Annotated in this window: 7 protein-coding genes; 4 read left to right on the top strand and 3 right to left on the bottom strand. The window is 71.9% G+C overall.

What is annotated here, in order from left to right:
• Nucleotides 1-291 precede the first annotated feature (291 nt).
• Nucleotides 292-1,890 (top strand): DEAD/DEAH box helicase, encoded by a 1,599-nt coding sequence (locus BJ959_RS06785; protein ID WP_153983069.1) that lies wholly within the window; start codon nucleotides 292-294, stop codon nucleotides 1,888-1,890.
• Between the two features lie 192 nt (nucleotides 1,891-2,082).
• Nucleotides 2,083-3,003, top strand: coding sequence for an IS481 family transposase (locus tag BJ959_RS06780; RefSeq protein ID WP_183321834.1), 921 nt, complete (start codon nucleotides 2,083-2,085; stop codon nucleotides 3,001-3,003).
• A gap of 325 nt (nucleotides 3,004-3,328) precedes the next feature.
• Here BJ959_RS06780 and BJ959_RS06775 read toward each other — a convergent pair whose 3' ends face one another.
• The 3 genes from BJ959_RS06775 to BJ959_RS06765 all read right to left on the bottom strand — a co-directional run bounded on the left by BJ959_RS06775 (nucleotide 3,329) and on the right by BJ959_RS06765 (nucleotide 15,054).
• Nucleotides 3,329-4,411: an IS110 family RNA-guided transposase gene (locus tag BJ959_RS06775; RefSeq protein WP_183321837.1), complete on the bottom strand. Its 1,083-nt coding sequence runs from the start codon at nucleotides 4,409-4,411 to the stop codon at nucleotides 3,329-3,331.
• A 109-nt stretch (nucleotides 4,412-4,520) separates the two neighbouring features.
• The gene (locus BJ959_RS06770) at nucleotides 4,521-14,237 is read right to left on the bottom strand and encodes a DUF5979 domain-containing protein (RefSeq protein WP_153983070.1); all 9,717 of its coding nucleotides are present in this window, start codon (nucleotides 14,235-14,237) and stop codon (nucleotides 4,521-4,523) included.
• A 274-nt stretch (nucleotides 14,238-14,511) separates the two neighbouring features.
• Nucleotides 14,512-15,054 carry an NUDIX hydrolase family protein gene (locus BJ959_RS06765; protein ID WP_153983071.1) on the bottom strand — a complete coding sequence of 181 codons (543 nt, stop codon included), beginning with the start codon at nucleotides 15,052-15,054 and terminating at the stop codon, nucleotides 14,512-14,514.
• 74 nt (nucleotides 15,055-15,128) lie between these two features.
• Here BJ959_RS06765 and BJ959_RS06760 point away from each other — a divergent pair, with 74 nt between their 5' ends.
• Together BJ959_RS06760 and BJ959_RS06755 are read left to right on the top strand one after the other, a co-directional pair.
• The gene (locus tag BJ959_RS06760; RefSeq protein WP_153983072.1) at nucleotides 15,129-15,764 is read left to right on the top strand and encodes an alpha/beta hydrolase-fold protein; all 636 of its coding nucleotides are present in this window, start codon (nucleotides 15,129-15,131) and stop codon (nucleotides 15,762-15,764) included.
• Between the two features lie 169 nt (nucleotides 15,765-15,933).
• Complete coding sequence (locus BJ959_RS06755) at nucleotides 15,934-20,523, top strand: Lhr family ATP-dependent helicase (RefSeq protein WP_153983073.1); 4,590 nt, start codon at nucleotides 15,934-15,936, stop codon at nucleotides 20,521-20,523.
• Nucleotides 20,524-20,537: the final 14 nt, after the last annotated feature.

The following is a 20,537-nucleotide window of genomic DNA, read 5'->3' as shown; positions in this document are numbered from 1 at the left end:
CGCCGGCGGGCTCGAGCCCACTCCCGCCGGGCCGGCGGGTCGACCTGCTACGGTTGACGCAGAGGCGCAGCCACTGCTGGCTCGCCCGCGTCGTAGAACGCTTCCTCCTCCCGCCCACCGCGCACCGACTCGCGCACCGGAGCGGTTCGACACTTTCTCACGGCGAACGATGTCGGCCACCGCCGCCGTCGCCACTTCACGATCGGCCCGCTGCGCCGTGCGCGCGCAGCCGATCGGCACGTTTCGAAAGGGACCACTGTGTCCAGCAGCACCACCAGCACCCCGTCCACCATGACCACCTTCAGCGCCCTCGGCGTGCCGCACCCGCTCGTCGAGGTGCTCGCCGCGCAGGGCAAGACCGAGGCCTTCCCGATCCAGGTCGACACCCTCACCGACACGCTCGCCGGGCGCGACGTGCTCGGCCGCGGCAAGACCGGCTCGGGCAAGACGCTCGCGTTCAGCATCCCGCTCGTCGCCCGCATCGGGATGCGCACCGGCGCGCCGCGCCGCCCCATGAAGCCGCTCGGCCTCGTGCTCGCCCCCACCCGCGAGCTCGCCACGCAGATCCTCGCCGTCATCGAGCCTCTGGCCGAGGCCTACGGCATGACGGCCATGACGATCTTCGGCGGCGTCTCGCAGAACAAGCAGGTGCAGCAGCTGCAGCGCGGCGTCGACATCGTCGTGGCCGCGCCCGGCCGCCTCGAAGACCTCATGAAGCAGGGCTTCGTGTCGCTCGACGCCGTCGAGATCACCGTGCTCGACGAGGCCGATCACATGGCCGACCTCGGGTTCCTGCCCGGTGTCACGCGCATCCTGAAGGCGACGCCGGCCACCGGCCAGCGCCTGCTGTTCAGCGCGACCCTCGACAACGGGGTCGACAGGCTGGTGACGCAGTTCTTGTCGAACCCGGTGCTGCACTCGGTCGACGAGGCCAACTCGCCCGTCGCCGACATGACGCACCACGTGTTCGAGCTCGCTGGCACCGAGGAGAAGAAGCGCATGATCACCGCGCTCGCCTCCGGCAGCGGCCGCCGCATTCTCTTCATGCGCACGAAGCACACGGCGAAGAAGCTCGCCAAGCAGCTGACCGCCCAGGGCATCCCCGCCGTCGACCTGCACGGCAACCTGTCGCAGCCGGCGCGCGACCGCAACCTCGCCGCCTTCGGCGACGGCAGCGTGCGCGTGCTCGTCGCCACCGACGTCGCCGCGCGCGGCGTGCACGTCGACGACATCGAGCTCGTGATCCACGTCGACCCGCCGATGGAGCACAAGGCGTACCTGCACCGCTCCGGCCGCACCGCGCGCGCCGGGGCCTCGGGCGACGTCGTCACGCTCGTGCTGCCCGAGCAGCGTCGCGACACCGCGGCCCTGCTGCGCCAGGCGAAGATCAGCGTGCAACCGCAGCAGGTCACCGCATCGTCACCGGCCGTCACCCGCCTCATCGGCGAGGTCGCCCCGCTCGTCGCCGAGCACGAGCTGCCCGCCGTGCTGCGCCCGCAGCCGCAGGGCGGCGGCACCTCGCAGGGCGCGAACGCGCAGCGCAAGCGCGCGGCGCGCGGCGGCTCCGGGGCGGATGCCGCTGCCGGCCGCGGCGCCCGCGGCGGTCGTGGCGGCGCTCGCGGCGGGTCCTCCCGCACGAGCACGTCGCAGTCGACGCCCCGCCACTCGGGCTCGGCGCAGCCCGGCACGACCCGCGCCGGGGGATCGCACAGCGACGCCGCCCGTGCGGCCGCGCCGCGCACCGAGTCGGCCGCCGCCCCGGCCCGCGCCCGTCAGGGCTCGCGCCGCGCCTCCTCGCCCGCGGGCGGGGCGGCCGGGTCGGCGGGCGGAATCCGCGTCGGCCAGGTCGTGCGCCAGAACGCGGCGGGCGGCCAGCGCCGCGGGCGCTGACCGGTAAGCACAGCGCCGCGGGCGCTGACCCGCGGCGGCATCACCGCGCACGCGGCACGAGGCCCCGGCAGAGCATCCTCTGCCGGGGCCTCGTGCTGTCGTGCGGCGCTAGATGTAGTTCCTAGGGACGTTGTTCAGGTCGGGCTCCTCCAGGCTTGAGGGTGTCTAGTCGCTCTCACCTGAAGGAGCCCGATGGAGCTTCACGCTAATGCCCGTTTGTCTGTTGAAGGTCGACGACTGCTGTGTCGACGCGTTCGCGAGCTGAACTGGAAGGTCGCCGACGCGGCCTTCGCGGGCGGGATCAGCGAACGTCGCGCCTACGAATGGTTGGCCCGGTTCGATGCCGGCGAAACCCTCGCTGACCGGTCGTCACGGCCGAAGTCGTCCCCGAAGAAGACCCCAGCCAGTGTTGAAGCGGCCATCGTGCGCCTGCGAACACTGCGCAAAACGGCGTCCACGATCGCTGCGATCCTGCAGATGGCGGTCTCGACAGTCTGCGCGGTGCTGGCCCGCGTCGGGTTGAACCGACTGTCGAAGTTGGAGCCCGTCGAGCCGGCGAACCGGTATTGCCGTCGCCATGCCGGGGAGCTGATCCACCTGGACATCAAGACGTTGGGCCGCTTCCGCCGCCCCGGCAAACGCGCCCTCGGCCAGGGAGCAGACCGACGCAGTCGGAAAGCCGGTTGGGAGGCGGTGCATGTCGCCGTCGATGATGCGACCCGACTGTCTTACGTGGAGGTGTTGCCTGACCAGACGGCTGCGACCACGGTCGGGTTCCTGCACCGCGCGATCGCGTGGTTCGCCCGGCATGGCGTGATCGTGCAGGAGGTGATGACCGACAACGGGTCCGCGTATGTCTCCCGGCTGTGGGCGGCAACGTGCGCCGAGGTGGGGCTGGTGCATATTCGCACGCGCCCGTACCGGCCGCGCACGAACGGCAAGGCCGAACGGTTCATCCAGACGCTGTTGCGGGAATGGGCGTACGCGGCGACCTACCGCGACAGTGACCACCGACGAGCGGTGCTGCCAGAATGGGTGCGCTACTACAACACTCAGCGACCCCACGGTTCCCTCGGCCACAAGGCGCCCATGACCGTCCTCGCGGCGGCATGAACAACGTCCCTAGGAACTACAGCTGATATGTGACTGATTCCTGTCAAGTGGCAGGGGAAAGAGCGCCCGGAGTGATCATGCTTCGGGCGCTCTTTCGTGTGGTCGGCGCGGGCGGTGTGGGTGTCGTGCGTGTCGTGGGCGACGCGCGGTCAGACTGATATGCGCGGGTTGGTTACCGCAGGACGTGCTGTTCGGCTGGAGCGGTTCCGCTTGTCTAGGATCGAGCGTCGCCTGCCCTTCGGGCGGGCTGCTCATAGCTGTTCCGCGGGTCGCTCCTCGCGCTGCCGTCACCTGCCGTCTGAACCGACCGGTCAGGGGGCCCAGGTCAGTCGGGCATCACAGCCAGGGACCAGCACCAGCCGGCGAGCTCGCGGGCGATGGCGACGTTCGCGATCGTGGGCCGCTTCTTGCGTGCGGTGAAGTGCTGCCATTTCTGATGCAGGCGCCGGTTGCCGTCGTCGCCGCGGGACACGGCGAGGCTGGGCGCGGCAGCCCACCGGGCCTGCATCACCGCTCCGGGCCGATAGGGTTTGCGGTGATGCCAGGCGGCCTCGACCAGCAGGCGGCGGGCGTGAGTGTTGCCGGTCTTGGTGATCGAGCCTTGCGAGCGTGACTGTCCGGAGGAGTGCTCTGAGGGCACCAGCCCGACGAACGCGCCGATGCTGGATCCGGTGAAGCGCTCCCAGTTGCCGATCTCGACCGCGAGGCCGAACCCGGTCAAGGTCGAGATCCCGCGCAAGCACCCCAGGCGTCGCACCACGGGCGCGTAGTTGCTGGTCGCGGCCATCTGCTCGATGATCGCGTCGAGTCGGTCTTTGCGGGCGCGCACCTGCTGCACTGCTTCGTAGTCGGCATCGAACGCGGCCTGCAGTCCGGGATGGTCGAACCTTTGCCGGCGCAGCCAGGCATCATGCGCGCCGGTCCACGCCTGCTTGCCGTCATAGATGATCCCGTGGCGCAACAGCAGCTTCGAGAGCCGATGCCGTGCAGCCATCAGCTCACCCCGATTGTCCTCTCGTGCTCGCACCAGGTCGCGTGCGGTTTCCTGCTCGATCGTGGGCACGGCAACCGCGACGATCTCTCCCAGTCGCAGCAGTCTTGCCAAATGCATCGCGTCCCTGGCGTCGGTCTTGACTCGCTCCCCGACCGGGCGCTGCAACTTCGACGGCGCCGCCACGAGGCACTCGATGCCTGCGGCGGTGAACAAGCGGGCCAGAGCGAACCCGGTCGGCCCGGCCTCATACGTCACCGCTGCCGGCTGCGGCAGGCTCCGCACCCACTCCAGCACTGCCGCGGGGTCGTAGCCGAAACGGTGACGGATCACTTCCCCAGTGTCCTCGTCGATCGCGCATCCCACGACGCTGCGGGCGTGCACGTCCAGACCGACGCTCGTACGCTGGATTCTCAACTGGGGCCTCCATTCGCCTGGTGGACAGGCCAGCCCTCAACGGCTGGCAACCCACGAATACGCGAATCGAGGCCCCAGCCTCAAGAACCAGACCGAAGACCCATATCGTCTAGAGCGCGGCCGCCCGTCGGCGGGCGAGCAGCAGCAGCACGGCGCCGAGGAACAGCAGGGCGCCGATCAGCCAGAGCGTGAACACGATCTCGACGCCCGTCTCGGCGAGCGTGATCATGAACACGTTCGTGAGGGTCGAGTCGTTCGCTCCCCCTGCGAGCGCAAGATCGCCGAGCTGCAGCACGCCGTCGAGCCAGAGCAGCTGGCCGGTGGCCCCGCCGCTGTCGACCTCCGCGATCGAGCAGACGGCCGTGGCCGGCAGGTTCTCGAACGTGATGGTCACGCCGTCGGAGATCTCGCTGCGCACGCCGGTCGGCTGCTCCGTCGGATCGGCCGAGTCGCCGTCGGCGCCGCCGAGGTCGCCGTCGCCACCGCCCTCGGTCCACCAGTCGCCGGGCAGCATCGGCACGAGCACGCCATCGCGCTCCCACATGCAGGAGGTCTCGATGATGAAGACGCTGTCGCTCGCCTCGAACGCGAACGGCCCCGCGAGCTCCTTCGTCACCGAGAAGGCGGCGAGCAGGAACGTGTTCTCGATGCCGACCGTGTGCTGCTCGCCGGCCACCACCGTGAACTCGCCGTCGGTGATCGCGGTCGACGTCGCGCCACCCGTGCGGCTCTCGGTGACGACGCACGCGGCACCGGCGGGAATCTGCTCCCACGACGCGCGGTAGCCGTTCGCGGTCGTGAGCTCCCGGGTCGCGCCGCCGGGGATGTCGAGCGCCGTCACGACGCCGTCGATCTCGAGCGTGCAGGCGAGGCTCGCCTGGAACGCGCCGCGCACGAACTGCCCGGTGCCGTCGCCCGCGAAGGTCTTCTCGACCGCGACGCTGCCGACATCGAAGGTGTTGGTCACGACGAAGCCCACGGGCTCGGAACCGACCGTCACCACGTCGAGGTCGATCGCGCTCGAGGTCGCGCCCGCCGTGCGCGTCTCGACGGCCGAGCACTCGGCGTCGTGCGGCAGGCCCGTCCAGCTGGCCTCGTAGAGCGAGTCGGAGCTCAGCTCGCGCGTCGCACCGCCCGGAATCTCGATCGCCTGCTCGACGCCGTCGATGTCGCGCGTGCACGACAGCTCGACCTCGAACGGTCCGGCGCCCCACGTCGCAGCGCCCTCGCCGTCGCGCACCTTGCTGACGGAGACCTCGCCGAGCAGGAAGGTGTTGGTGACCGTGACCTCGTGCCCGCCGTCGCCGATCAGCACGTCGGCGGTGAGGTCGGCGACCGGATCGCCGCCGTCGACGACGATCGTCGTCGCGGATGCTCCACCGGTGGCCGACTCGGTGACCGAGCACAGGGCGCCCGCGGCGAGGTTCTCGATGAGAACGGGGTCGTCTCCGCGCTGCAGCGTGTACGACTGCTCGAAGACGGTGCGCTCACCGCTCGCGTCGTCGAGCACGCAGCGCACGTCGAGCTGGAAGGGGGCATCCGCCCAGGCGTCGGCCCCGGCACCCGTGACCGCCTTGGTGACGGTCAGCGAACCGACGTCGTAGGCGTTCTCGATGGCGACCGAGCTGGTCGTTCCGAGAACGACCGACGTGTCCGTGCCCTCGACCGTGTCGGGGTCGCCGCCGTCGACGACGACGGTCAGGGTCGTGCCCGCGGCGTCCATCGCGTCGGTCTCGGTCACGGTGCAGGTGGCCCCGTTGGGCAGCCCCTCGATCGTCCAGCTCGCGCCATCGGCGAGGCTCTGCGCCATCGGAGTGTCGGCGTCGTAGCCCGTTCCGTACACAGCAGCGCCCTCAAAGAGACAGTCGACGGTGACCGGGAACGGGCCGTACGCCACCGCGGTGCCCGACTGGTCGACCGCCGAGCTGTCGACCGACTTCGACACCGTCAGCGAGGCGAGCTCGAAGGTGTTCTCGACCTCGCGCGCGGGCTGCGTCTGGTTGTCGAGCAGCACGCTGTCGTCGACGACGACCGTGAAGGTCGTGCCGGTGGCGACATCGTCCGTCAGCTCTGCGCCGTTCTCGTCGAGGATGCGGCTCGAGGTCGCTCCGGCCGGATCGGTCTCGGTCAGGGTGCACTCCGCGCCGGAGGGCAGCAGCGTGTACGAGGCGGTGCCGCCCGCCGTGATCGACCGGGTCGCCCCGCCGGCGATGTCGACGGCGATACCGTCGCGCTCGCAGGCGAGAGTGACCTCGAAGGGACCGTCACCGAAGGCTGCGCCCGCCCCGAGCACGGTCTTGCTCACCTCGAGCTCACCCGTCAGGTAGTAGTTCTCGAGGGTGACCCGACCGGGCTCATCGGCGGTGATGACGATGTCGACGCCGTCGATCACCGTGCCCTCGTCGTCGACGATGCGGTGCGCGTCGGCGCCCGTGAGCTCGACGTCGCGCTCGAAGACGGTGCAGGTCGACCCGTCGGCGAGGTTCTCGATCGTGGTCACGCCGTCGGCCGCCACCACCACGTCGCCGTCGAACGAGACGACGCCGTCGGCGGTCTCGCAGTAGAGCGCGGCGGTGAAGGATGCGGGCGCGAACTGGTCGACACCCCCACCGATGACGTCCTTCGTGATCGTGAAGCTCGACACCCCGTAGCGGTTGGTGAACTGCGTGGAGTTGCGCGTAACCGGGTTGGTCGCGTCCGCCGCGAGCGAGGCGATCGTCGTCGTCACGCCGTCGATCGAGGTCTGCGTGCTGTTGACCGTGCGCAGGATCGATGTCGAGTCAGCACCCTGGGTGTTCGTCTCGGTGACGGTGCACGAGCCGCCGGCGGGCAGGCCGGTCAACGTGCGGGTCTCGCCGTGGCGCAGCGTGAACGTCATCGGCGAGCTGCTGAAGCCGCTCGCGAGCACGGTCTGCGACTGGAAGGTGCACGCCACCTCGTACGCGAAGGGGTCGGCCGGGTAGACCGGGTTGCCCTCGGCGTCGACGGCCGCGGTCTGCACGGTCTTGCCGACCGTGAGCGAGGCGAGGTCGAAGCGGTTGGTGATCGTGCGCGCAACGGTCGAGTTCGCCGTGATCGTGGCATTGCTCGGCAGCGTCACCGCGGTGGCACCGGCGTTGTTCGGCTCCGTGATGACGCAGACCGACCCCGCCGGGATGTTGTCGATCGTGCGGGTCAGCGAGCTCGGCGGGTTGCTGTTGTCGAGCGTGAACGTGCCCCACCACACCGAGTTCGCCGGCGCGCCGACGGTGGTCGGTGTGGCCGATGCTCCCGTGCGCGTGCAACTGACGCGCACGGTGAAGGTGCCGTCGCCGTACTCGGCCGCGCCAGCGCCGGTGATGGCCTTGGTGACGCTGAGCGATCCGACCGCGATGGTGTTGGTGTAGTCGACCTGGTTCGTCGGGGCGCCTCCGGCCGTGTCGGGTGCGAGCACGATGTTCGACGCGATCGCGCCGGACGTCGAGCTGCCCGCGACGCCGCCCACAGTCACGACCTTGGTGACCGTCGCGCTGCGGGTGGTCGTCTCGGTGACCGTGCAGACCGCGCCCGCCGGGAGGTCGGTGTACGTGCGCGACCCCCCGTGGCTGAGCGTGAAGGTCGAGGGCGTCATGGTGACCGCCGTCGGGCCGGACCCGTTGTCGTAGGTGCAGGCGATGCTGAACGCGAAGCTGCCCGGCGAGACCGGGTTGCCAGCCTCGTTCACGGCACCGTTCATGTTCACGGTCTTGGTGATCGTGATCGACGCTTCCTCGTACGTGTTCGTGACCGTGCTCTGCTCGATCGCGGGGCGATCATCGAACGCGGGCACGGGGTTGAACACGGTCGAGGGGCTCGAGGGCAGTGCTCGCGAGACGACCTGCTCGGGGCTGATGACCGTCTCGGTCGCCCCGGTCGTGCCGACCTCGCTCACATCGCAGACGGCGTACAGCGGGATGCCGAGGATGCGCGTCGCGGCCGCATCGCCCGTCAGGGTGAACGGCGAGCGGTTGGCACCCGTGCTGCTCAGCAGCTGGATGGGCTCGGGATCATGCTCGGTGCCCGCGCCGTCGATGTCGACCGTGCAGGCCAGCGCGACCTGGAAGGTTCCGGGCGCGAACCGCTCGCCCGTGCCGTCGACGACCTTCGCGAGGTCGACCGCGCCCGTGGCGAGGGCGACGCCGACCTTGCGCGGCTCGGTCACGAACCGGTACGGCAGGTCGTTGACGCCGTCGAAGCCGCGCGCGGCGCCGGCGATCGAGTTGTAGGCGATGGAGTCGCGCGCGAGGTTCGCGTTCGTCTCGCGCAGCACCGGCTCGAGCGCCGTGCGGGTGCGGTAAGCGATCGACACAGCCTCGCCGGGCGCGAGCCCGACGGGGGTGATGCCGCCGACTTCGAAGTCGATGACGAACTTCAGCGCGACGACGCTCTCGAGCAGCGCGGTGGAGGGGGCATCGGGCATGACCCGCCAGCCCGTCGAAGGGTTCGCACGGTCGAGCAGACCGCCCGCGGCGGCGCTGCTGACGCAGGGCCAGTACGCCTCGACCATGGGCGGGTCGCTCGTCGGCGACATGCCCAGATCGTTCTGGATGTCGGCGCCGTTGCACGCGGGCGTGGCCATGTCGAGCCGGTCGGTGTAGTAGACCGTCAGGGCCTCGTCGGGGTAGCCGACGAGCCGCGGGCGCTCGAGCAGGATCGGCGCCCAGCGCGAGCTGCGCGCGTCGTTGATGATCACGCCGCGGTCGTTCTCGCGCGGCAGCACGTCGATCGACGAGATCTGGTACACGCGCACGTTGCCGGCGTTGAAGAAGTAGCCGACCCACTCCTCCTCGCCGCCCGGTCGCGTGATCGGCACGCAGGGGTAGCGGTAGTAGAGCTCGCCGTCGACGGCGAGCGTCGGGGCCGAGCAGTCGGCGGGGTTGCTCGGCACGGTCTTGATCACGCCGAGGTCGTCGTAGGGCGCGCCCGTCGCCGGGTCGATGAGCGGCAGACCGTCCGTGCCGAGCGGCCCGGCCTCCACACCCTTCACGCCCTTGATGATGGTCATGGGCGCGCTCGGCAGTGCCCAGACGCGCGTGGTCGCGGTGCAGGAGGCCACCTCGAAGATCGTCGGATCGAGCACCGTGTCGGTCGCCGGGGTGCACTCGTCGAACGGCTGGTCGCTCGTGACCGTCGCGCTGTTGAGCACGAAGTTCTCGGTGGCACTGCCCGCCTCGAAGAACTGGCGGAACTGCAGCGGCGCGCTGATCGTCAAGGTCCAGTCGTGCTCGAGCACGAAGGCGGGGTCGATCGTGATCGTGAGCGGCTGCCCCGTGACCTCGGCGGTGCCGAGGGTGGCCGTGAAGCTCGGCGCGGCGACGGGCTGGTTGGCCTCGTCGAGCACCGTGAGCTCGATGATGTCGGCGGGCTCGTAGGGCAGGCTCGTCTCGGGGTCGAGCGGCAGCACGAGCTGCGGGCCCTGGCCGTCGACGGGGATCAGGTCGACGATCTCGAGCCCGGTCAGCTGCTTGTCGAGCCCGCTGCCGCGGTTCGTGACCTCGATCTCGTAGGGGATCGGAGCGCCGAGCGTGAGCGGGCCGAACGGCGTCTTGATGATCTGCACCTTGGCCGGGCGGTGCTGGAAGAGGATCTGCTTGGTGTCGTTGTCGGTCGCTTCCCAGAGGGGAGCATCCGTGCCGTTGTCGGCCCACGAGGTGACCGTCAGGTCGTTCGTGAAGACGCCGATCTCGGTCTCTCCCGGCGCGGGCTGCGTGTAGATGTACAGCGTCGAGGGCACGGGCTCGTCGACCGGCTCGACGAGCGTGTCGCGGCGGGTCACCGTGAAGCGCAGCGTCTGGCTGGGGTTGAAGGGGCGCTCCCACGCGGCGCCGTCGGCGCGCGTGTACTGGGCACGGATGCCCCGGATGTCGGCCACCGTGGCACCGGGCGGCAGCGTCGGCAGCGCGAGCGAGCTGGCGAGGGTGCCCTCGACCCAGCAGGCCGAGAGGTCGGTGCTGCCCGCGCACTCGACGATGAGGTCGCCCGTGCCCGGGTCGACGCTGTAGTCGACCCCGATGAGCACATCGAGCTTGACCCGGTTGATCGGGGTGGCGAACGAGTGCGAGCCGAACGCGGTGAAGCTGTACGCGTTCCAGAAGGTCGGGCTGATGTCCTCGAACAGCATGTCGGTCGACCGGACCGTGCCCGAGGGCTGTCCGGTGAGCGTCACCGTCGCGACGCGCGAGTTGCCGTCGATCTGCGTCGCGGGCGTGCTGGGGGTCGCGGTGGTGTCGGCGACGATGCCCTTCGTGGCGGTGACGCCGTAGGTGAAGTCGACGACGGCGACTGACGCCGAGTCTTCGGCGAGCAGCGTGTAGTTCGCCTCGCCCAGCGGCGGGGCGATGACCCCGCCCGGGTCGACGATGCGCGCCTGCGCGGTGTTGTCGACGATCGGGCTGCTCGTCGAGTCGACCCGCGTGCCTGCGTCGCTGCGCAACGTGGGCCGCAGCTGGGTGTCGATGACCAGCCGGGTCGATGCCTGCACGTCGATGCGACCGGTGTGCACGACCTCGATGCCCACGACGTCGGCGAGCTGCGCCGTGGTGAGCGCGAGCGCGGCGCTGACCGTGTGGCTGGTCACGCCGCCGCCCTCGCGGGTCAGCAGCACCTCGCTCGCGGTCGCGCCCGAGGGCACGGTGAGCGTGACGATGTCGAAGAGGTTGACCGCGTCGAAGGGATCGGTGCCGCCGACCGGGTCGACGATGGCGAGCTCGTCGACGCGGGAGACCGACTCGTTCGTCGCCTCGATCGTCATGCGCGCGCGGGGGTAGAGCGACTGCGGCGTGCCGTCGGGCGGCGTGCCGAGCGGGCCGTCGACCCAGGTCTTCGTGATGTCGACCGTCAGCGGCGTGTCGAGGATCAGGATGTCGTCGCTCGCGGTGCGCGAGAGCAACACGGCCTCGGCCGCATCGCGCCCCTGCATGAGAGCGGAGTTGCGCACCAACCCGAAGTCGCCCGGCAGGTTGTACTCGGCCTCGCGGGTCGATCCGAGCACGGCGACGCTCGGGTCGCTGCGGCGCACATCGCGCACCTCGAAGACCAGGCGGAGGTCGCGGCTCAGACTCATCGAGGGCGCGACACCGGTGCCGACGGGCGGCGCGAGCGGGTTCGTGCCGATTCGGCTGCCGCGGGTCGGGCTCTCCTCGACGATGAGGCGCACGCCGGTGGCGTTGGCGCTCTCGCTCGCTGTGAGCGTGTAGCCCGGGAAGGTTCCGTCGCAGGCGCTGCCCGCGCAGGGGTTGCCGCTCGCGGGCGTCCACCCGGAGCCCGGCAGGTAGAGCTCGACGGCGACGATGCGGTCGTAGGTCAGCAGCGGGTCCATGGCGGGGGTGATCGCCGGGATGCGCACGAGATCGAAGGCCTCGAACACCGTGTCGGCGACCGAGGTGGTGGCCGGGTCGCTCGCCGTGTCGGCCACGACGACCGAGTCGAAGGCCGCCCCGCCCGTGCCCCAGCTGATCTCGACGGTCGCCTCGTCGGCCGAGCGGGCGTTGACCGCCTCGATGCCCGTGCTCGTGACCGGCAGCCAGCGCTTGGCGATGGCGGTGACGTTGCCGCCGGGGCCGCCCGTTCCGCCCTCGGTCGCGGTCGGCAGCAGCGTGATGCTCTCGGTGGTGTCGGCCGTCGCCTCGGTGGGGTCGGCGGTCGGGTTCGCGACGCGGCTCTGCGCGGGGTTGTCGATGACGACGGTCTCGGTGCGCGTGCCCGACGCGGCCTCGCCCGTGCCGTCGCGCAGCTGATCGCGCAGGCTCACCGACAGGTTCGGCTGGGCGCTGAAGCCGGGGTTCAGCAGGGTGCCGAGCGTGTCGTAGTCGACGTGACGGTAGGTGAAGCGGATGCCCTCGAGCTCGCTGCGGATGGCCGGGTCGATCGTCGTCGACAGGAAGGTCGGGCCGACGATGCCGGTCGCACCGGGCAACGGCAGCCAGTCGGTGCCGTCGAAGTACTCGACCGACAGCGTCGTGCTGCCGGGCACCGCTGTGGCGACGATCGCTCGCAGGTCGAACCAGTTCCAGAACTCGTCGGTGCCCGCGTCGAGCGGGTCGGTGATGACCAGCGCGGTCGAGCCGACCGTCGACGCGGTGGGGTCGACGACCGCCGCCGGGAGCGGCGTCACCCGGGCCGGGATCGAGATGAGGCTCGTCGCCCCGGCGATCCCGTAGAGCTCGTCGGGGCTCGCCGTCTTCGCGATGGACGTGTTGACGCGCGCGGTGCGCCGGGTCAGGTCGTCGTCGGCCTCGGCGGAGTCGGTCTCGTCGGCGAGCGTGACGACGTCGACGCGCACCGTGTTCGTCTCGGTCGCGTCGCTCAGCACAGCGTCGGTCATGGCGAGGAACGGGAGCACGGCGTACTGGCCGGGAGCCATGCCTCCGGGCAGGGTGCTGAGGAACCGCACGCGGATGTCGGTCACGAGCGCCGCATCCACCGGATCGGGAAGGGTGTCGGCCGTCGTCGTGACGATCGGCGCGCTGAAATCGAGGTCGCCCTCGTAGCGGTAGCTCACCTCGGCGCTCGTGGCCCCGACGGGCCACTCGATGTCGGCCTGCACCCAGCCGTCGAAGGTGAGGCCCTGGTCGGCGAGCGACGTCGAACCCGGAGCCGGCTCGGTGATGGTCAGCTCTTTGAGCCCGAAGTCGCCGCCGTTCGAGCCGCCGATCTCGGCGCGCACCTGCTGGCCGCCGATGATCGAGTTCACGTCGAACTGCTTGGTGGCGATCGGGCGGATGCTCGGCGGCCCGATCACAATCGAATCGGTCGCCTGCACCGGGGTCGTGTTGTCGCTCGCGAAGGTCACCCACGACGAGGCCGTGTTGGTGATGGTCGTCGGCTCGGTGACCGCCGCGGCGGCCGCGCTGAGCTGCGTGTCGAGCGTCAGGGCCGCCGTGGCCCCGATGGCGATGCGCCCGCCCGTCGAGCTCGTGAAGACGAAGCGCAGGGCCTGGATGTCGGCAGGCGCGACGCCGCTCGGCAGCGCGGCGGTCACGGAGGGGGTTCCCGTGGACCACGTGGTGCCGTTGAACCAGTCGACCCGCACCCGGTCGGCGCCGCTGGGCATCGTGACGCCGCTGATGCCGCTGGGCTGCAGGAGGTCGAGCACCGTCGACGCGGTGTTCGAGGGCTCTTGGATGACCAGCGAGTCGACCGAGCCGTTGCTCGTGTTGGTGGCCCCGAGCGCAATCGCGACGCTCGTGCCGAGAACGGCCGTCGCCGACTCGGGGGTCACGGTCTTCGTCACCTGCGAGGCGAGCGTGCGCGTGACCGCGAAGACGACCTGCGCACTCGACTCGAGCGTGCTGCGGCGCGGCGGGTCGAGGGTGAGGTCCTCCCGGTTCGACACCGTGACGGTCGCGGTGTTGTCGACGACGACGCCGTCCCAGTCGGCCGACAGATCGGCCGGCACGGTCGCGGTCGCGTTGAGCTGGATGCCCGTGCCGGCCTGCAGCCCGACGAGGGTGCCGGCGGGGCCGTCGAGGTCGTCGATGATGCGCACCGTGAACGCGTTGCCCGTGATGTCGACATCGATCGGGGGGATCGATTGCGCGGTGGTCACGGACTGCAGCTCGAGCGGCTCGGGCACGACGTCCTCGAGCGTGAGGTTGAGGCAGTCGGTCTCGAGCGAGGAGCAGTTGACCGTGAACTGGTAGGTGACGGTGCCGCCGGGCACGACGGCGGTCGGATTGGCGGGGATCGCGTCCTTCTCGAACTGCACGAGAACGGGCTCGTCGATGTCGCCCTCGGCAGCGACGGCCGACTGCAGCACGGCGAACGGCGCCAGCAGGCCGGCGAGGGTGACGAAGGCCACTGCGGGCATCGCGTGACGGAGGCGACGGCGCCACCGAGTGCGTCGACGACTGGATGCTGCGGCCATGCGGTGGGTCCCCCCTGGACGTCACACTGACTCGCGCCCCGTGGGTAGATTCCGGGTTCTACCCCCCGAACGGGTTACGCGAGAAGCGTTCACCATACGGCGAACGTCGCTCACTCTATGGCGCAGAAGGAGAGGAACGTGTCACCCGAGCAGGGGGACATTTCTCTCCCCTTTCGGGGGGTATCGGCGCGAAAGGGCTGCGACGAGGGATGCGTGGTTACGGCAGCACGCCCACCGAGGCCAGCCCGGCGCGCAGGAGGGCCCCGCGGCCGCCTTCCAGCTCGTCCGCCACCCGCTGGGAGGCCGCCTCGTCCGGCGTCATCCAGGTCAGCTCCAGGGCGTCCTGCCGCGGCTCGCACGTGCCAGTCACCGGCACCACGTAGGCGAGGGCGACGGCGTGCTGGCGGTCGTCGCTGAACCGGGTGGGGCTCGGGAAGGGGAAGTACTCGGCGACCGTGAAGGGGGTCGGCGATGCGGGGAGCTGCGGGAAGGCCATCGGCCCGAGGTCCTTCTCCAGGTGCCGGAAGAGCGCGTCGCGGAGCGTCTCGCCGTGCATGACGCGGCCGCTCACGAGGGTGCGCGTGATCGCCCCCGCGGGGCTCACCCGCAGCAGCACCCCGACCTCGGTGACGACGCCCATGCCGTCGACCCGCACCGGGATCGCCTCGACGTAGACCAGCGGCAGCCGGCGGCGCACCTCGTCGAGCTCCTCGTCGGAGAGCCAGCCCGGGTTCGGATCAGGAGTGCGCACAGTGGCCATGCTCCATTCTGACCGCTCCGACGGCGGGGCGGGCGACCGGACACGACCGGGCTCGCGCCTGCGACGATGGTCGAGTGAGCACCGTGCAGCTGATCGACGAGTCCGCCATCATCTGGTCGGCCCCCGCGCACGAGCGCGCCGGGCGGCCCCTGCTCGTGCTGCTGCACGGCTACGGCTCGCATGAGGGCGACCTGTTCGGCCTCGCCCCGCACCTTCCGCTGCAGCCCGTCATCGCGGCGCTGCGGGCGCCGCTGCGCGCCGGTCCCGGCTACGCCTGGTACGGGCTCGACGGCGCGACGAACGAGAGCCGTCTCCAGGGCGCCGACGCGGCGGCGCGCGGCGTGCTGCAGTGGCTCGACGGGGTGCAGGCGACCTCGGTGGGGCTGCTGGGGTTCTCGCAGGGCGGGGCGATGAGCATCCACCTGCTGCGCCACGCGCCCGACCGGTTCGCGTTCGCGGTCTCGCTCGCCGGCTTCGTCGTGCCGGGCGAGGCTCCTGCGGATGCGCGGCTCGCGGCCCTCGCCCCACCGGTGTTCTGGGGGCGGGGCACGCATGACACCGTGATCCCCGGCTCGTTCGTCGAGGCGACGCAGCGCTGGCTGCCGCACCATGCGACCCTCACCGAGCGCATCTACGAGGGCCTCGGCCACGCGGTCAGCGAGGCCGAGCTCGCCGACGTGCTCGCCTTCCTCCGCCCGCACTACTCCTGACTGGCGCCCGCCTCTACCTCCCGCCGCGCCGCTGTCACGAATCACGGACTTCTCGATCATCAACCCCCCGACTGCCGCACGCGCGTGCTCGCAGGGCGGCCGAAGTCCGTGATTTGTGACAGCGGGTCGAGCGGGGCGGGGTGTCAGCGGACAGGGCGACAATGGGGGGATGACCGTGCCCGCGCCCGACGCCGTGCTGGGCCGGTTCGCGCCCGCCACGCGGGAGTGGTTCACCGGCGCGTTCCCCGCCCCGACGCCCGCGCAGCTCGGCGCGTGGGAGGCCATCTCGACGGGCCGTCACGCACTGGTCGTCGCGCCGACCGGCTCGGGCAAGACGCTCGCGGCGTTCCTGTGGTCGATCGACCGGCTGGCGAGCGAGCCGCAGCCCGACGACCCGCGCCGCCGCACGCGCGTGCTCTACATCAGCCCGCTCAAGGCGCTCGGTGTCGACGTCGAGCGCAACCTGCGGTCGCCCCTCATCGGCATCACGCAGACCGCGAAGCGGCTGAGGCAACAACAGGGGCAGGGGGCGGATGCGGTGCCGCTGCGCGTCGGCGTGCGCAGCGGCGACACCCCGAGCGCCGAGCGCCGCGCGCTGCAGAAGGAGCCCCCGGACATCCTGATCACCACCCCCGAGAGCCTGTACCTCATGCTCACGTCGAGCGCGCGCGAGACGCTCGACGGGGTGACGACGGTGATCGTCGACGAGGTGCACGCCGTCGCGGGCACGAAGCGCGGGGCACACCTCGCCCTCACGCTCGAGCGGCTCGACGCGCGGCTCGCCCGGCCGGTGCAACGCATCGGCCTGTCGGCGACCGTGCGCCCGCCGGAGGAGGTGGCGCGGTTTCTCGGCGGCAGCCAGCCGGTGACGGTCGTGCAGCCACCGGCGGCCAAGACGTTCGACCTGCGCGTCGTCGTGCCGGTCGACGACATGACGCAGCCGCCGGCGATCGGGTCGGGCGCCGCGAGCGGGCGCAGTGCGACGGGCGACGCCGACCCGCTCGACGCCTCGTTCGCCGCGCAGCCGCCGTCGATCTGGCCGCACGTCGAGGAGGACATCGTCGACCGGGTGCTGGAGCACCGCTCGACGATCGTGTTCGCGAACTCGCGCCGGCTGGCCGAGCGGCTGACGGCCCGGCTCAATGAGATCTACGCCGAAAGAACGGAGACGGACGAACTGCTCGCCCGCGCCCATCACGGCTCGGTGAGCAAGGAGCAGCGCGGCGAGATCGAAGACGCGCTGAAGGCCGGCCGGCTGCGCTGCGTCGTCGCGACGAGCAGCCTCGAGCTGGGCATCGACATGGGCGCGGTCGATCTCGTGATCCAGGTGGAGGCCCCGCCGAGCGTCGCGAGCGGCCTGCAGCGCGTCGGGCGCGCGGGGCACCAGGTGGGCGAGATCAGCCGCGGCGTGCTCGTGCCGAAGCACCGGCTCGACGTGCTGCACGCGACGGTCACGAGCGAGCGCATGACCGCGGGCCTGATCGAAGAGCTGCGCGTGCTCGCCAACCCGCTCGACGTGCTCGCCCAGCAGACGGTCGCCCACGTCGCCCTCGAGCCGGCACGGGTCGACGAGTGGTTCGAGCAGGTGCGTCGCAGCGCGCCGTTCGCGACGCTCCCCCGCAGCGCCTACGAGGCCGTGCTCGACCTGCTGAGCGGGCGGTATCCCAGCGACCGCTTCAGCGAGCTGCGCCCGCGCCTCGTGTGGGATCGCGTGAACGGCACAATCACCGGCCGGCCGGGCGCGCAGCGGCTCGCGGTGACGAGCGGCGGCACGATTCCCGACCGCGGCCTGTTCGGCGTCTTCATCGCGGGCGAGGGCAGCGGCCGCCGCGTCGGCGAGCTCGACGAGGAGATGGTCTACGAGTCGCGGGTGGGCGACGTGTTCGCGCTGGGCACCACGAGCTGGCGCATCCAGGAGATCACCCATGACCAGGTGATCGTGACGCCCGCGTTCGGCCAGCCCGGCAAGGTTCCGTTCTGGAAGGGCGACGGGCTGGGCCGCCCGGCCGAGCTGGGCCGCGCGCTGGGGGCGACGACCCGCGACCTCGCCACCGCGTCACCGGATGCCCGCCGCGCGCGCCTCGCCGCCGCGGGTCTCGACGACCGCGCGGTGGCGAACCTCGAGGCGCTGCTGCTCGAGCAGGCCGCGGCGACCGGACAGGTGCCGAGCGATCAGACGCTCATCGTCGAGCGGTTCCGCGACGAGCTCGGAGACTGGCGCGTGGTGCTGCACTCGCCCTACGGCCTGGCCGTGCACGCGCCATGGGCGCTCGCGGTCTCGGCGCGCATCCGCGAGCGGCACGGCTACGACGGGGCGGCGATCGCGGCCGACGACGGCATCGTCGTGCGGCTGCCCGACACAGCGGCCGAGCCACCCGGGGCTGAGCTGTTCCTGTTCGAGCACGATGAGCTCGAGGCGCTGGTGACGAGCGAGGTCGGCGGTTCGGCCGTGTTCGCCGCGCGCTTCCGCGAGTGCGCGGCCCGCGCCCTGCTGCTGCCCCGCCGCGACCCGGGCCGCCGCAGCCCGCTGTGGCAGCAGCGCCAGCGGGCGAGCCAGCTGCTCGAGGTCGCCCGCGAGTTCCCCGACTTCCCCATCGTGCTCGAGACCGTGCGCGAGGTGCTGCAGGACGTCTACGACCTGCCCGCCCTCATCGACATCACGGCGGGCATCGCCCAGCGCCGGGTGCGGCTGCTCGAGGTGGAGACGCCGAGCCCCTCGCCCTTCGCCCGCAGCCTCCTGTTCGGCTACGTCGCCGCCTTCCTCTACGAGGGCGACAGCCCGCTCGCCGAGCGGCGCGCGGCGGCGCTCAGCATCGACCCGGCGATGCTCGCCGAGCTGCTCGGCCGGGCCGAGCTGCGCGAAGTGCTCGACGAGGCGGTCATCGCCCAGCTGGAGGCCGAGCTGCAGCGGCTCGCGCCCGACCGCCGCGCGCGCGACGCCGAGGGGGTGGCCGACCTGCTGCGACTGCTCGGACCGCTCACGATCGCGGAGGTCGACGACCGCACGCTCGACGAGGTGGACGTGACGGCGGCCCTCGAGGACCTGGAGCGCGCGGGCCGCGTCTTCCGCGCGGGCATCGGCGGCGAGCAGCGCTGGGCCGCGGTCGAGGATGCCGCGCGACTGCGCGATGCGCTCGGCACGGCCATCCCGCACGGCGTGCCCAGCGCCTTCCTCGACCCCGTGCCCGACCCGGTCGGCGACCTCGTCGCCCGCTTCGCCCGCTCGCACGCGCCCTTCACGGCGGCCGAGACGGCAGCCCGCTACGGCCTCGGCGTCGCCGTGGTGACGGATGCCCTCCGCCGCCTCGCCGCCGACCGCCGTGTTCTCGACGGCGAGTTCCGGCCCGGCGCCGCGGGCACCGAGTGGGTCGACGCCGAGGTGCTCCGGCGCCTGCGGGCCCGCAGCCTCGCGGTGCTGCGCAAGGAGATCGAGCCGGTCAGCCACGGCGCCCTCGGGCGGTTCCTGCCGGTGTGGCAGCACGTCGGCTCCGCGGGCCGCTCGGAGGGAGCGGATGGGGCTCTGCGGGGCATCGACGGCGTGCTGCAGGCGATCGAGCAGCTGCAGGGCGTCGCCCTTCCCGCGTCGGCCTGGGAGACTCTCGTGCTGCCGAGCCGCGTGCGCGACTACTCGCCGGCCTGGCTCGATGAACTGTGCGCGAGCGGCGAGGTCGTCTGGGCTGGCGCGGGCTCGTTGCCCGGCAGCGACGGCTGGGTGAGCCTGCACCTCGCGGCGACCGCGCCGCTCAGCCTCGCCGAGCCCGACAGCGTCGACCTCACGCCGCGGCAGCGGGCGGTCATCGAGGCGCTCGCGGGCGGGGGCGGGTTCTTCTTCCGGCAGCTCGCGACCGCGGTCGCGGCCGCGGCCGAGCCGGGCGAGGGTCCGCTCGACGACGCGGCCCTCGTCGACGACCTCTGGCAGCTCGTGTGGGCGGGACGCCTCACGAACGACACCCTCGCGCCGCTGCGCGCGCGGCTCGGCGGCACCGCGGGCGCGCGGGCCGCGACCCGCCGAGCCGCGCCGCGAGCGCGGGCGTACCGGGGCTACGCGCGGCCCGCATCGGCCACGCTCGGCGGACCGCCCACGGCCGCGGGCCGCTGGGCGCTGCTGCCCGCCCTCGAGTCCGATACGACGCTGCGCACGACGGCCGCCGTCGACCGCCTGCTCGAGCGGCACGGCATCGTCACGCGCGGCGCCGTGCATGCCGAGGGGCTGCGCGGCGGCTTCGCGCTCGCCTACCAGGTGCTCGCGCGCATGGAGGAGGCGGGCAGCGTTCGCCGCGGCTACATCGTCGACGGGCTGGGCGCGGCGCAGTTCGCGACGCCCGCCACCATCGACCGGGTGCGCACCTTCAGCCGCGACCCGGATGCTCCGCCGGCGCTCGCCGCCCGCGTGCTCGCCGCCACCGACCCCGCGAACCCGTTCGGCGCGGCGCTGCCCTGGCCGCCGAGCCAGCCCGACGCGGCGGCGGGCGCCACCGCGCACCGACCGGGCCGCAAGGCCGGAGCCCTCGTCGCGCTCGTCGACGGGCACCTCGCCGTCTACCTCGAGCGCGGCGGCAAGAGCGTGCTGACGTTCACCGACGAGCCGGCCGAGCTCACCGCCGCCGCCCGCGAGCTCGCCGCCGTCGTGCGCGCACGCCTGCGGTCGCTGCGGGTCGAGCGGGTGAACGGCGCGAGCGTGTTCGGCACGCCGCTCGCCGAGGCGCTGCTCGAGGCCGGCTTCGTCGCGACGCCGCAGGGCCTGCGGCTTCGGGTGTAGCGGCCGGATCGGGA

The organism is Microcella frigidaquae, assembly GCF_014200395.1.
Lineage (GTDB): Bacteria > Actinomycetota > Actinomycetes > Actinomycetales > Microbacteriaceae > Microcella > Microcella frigidaquae.
This window is presented reverse-complemented; position numbering and strand designations above follow the sequence as displayed.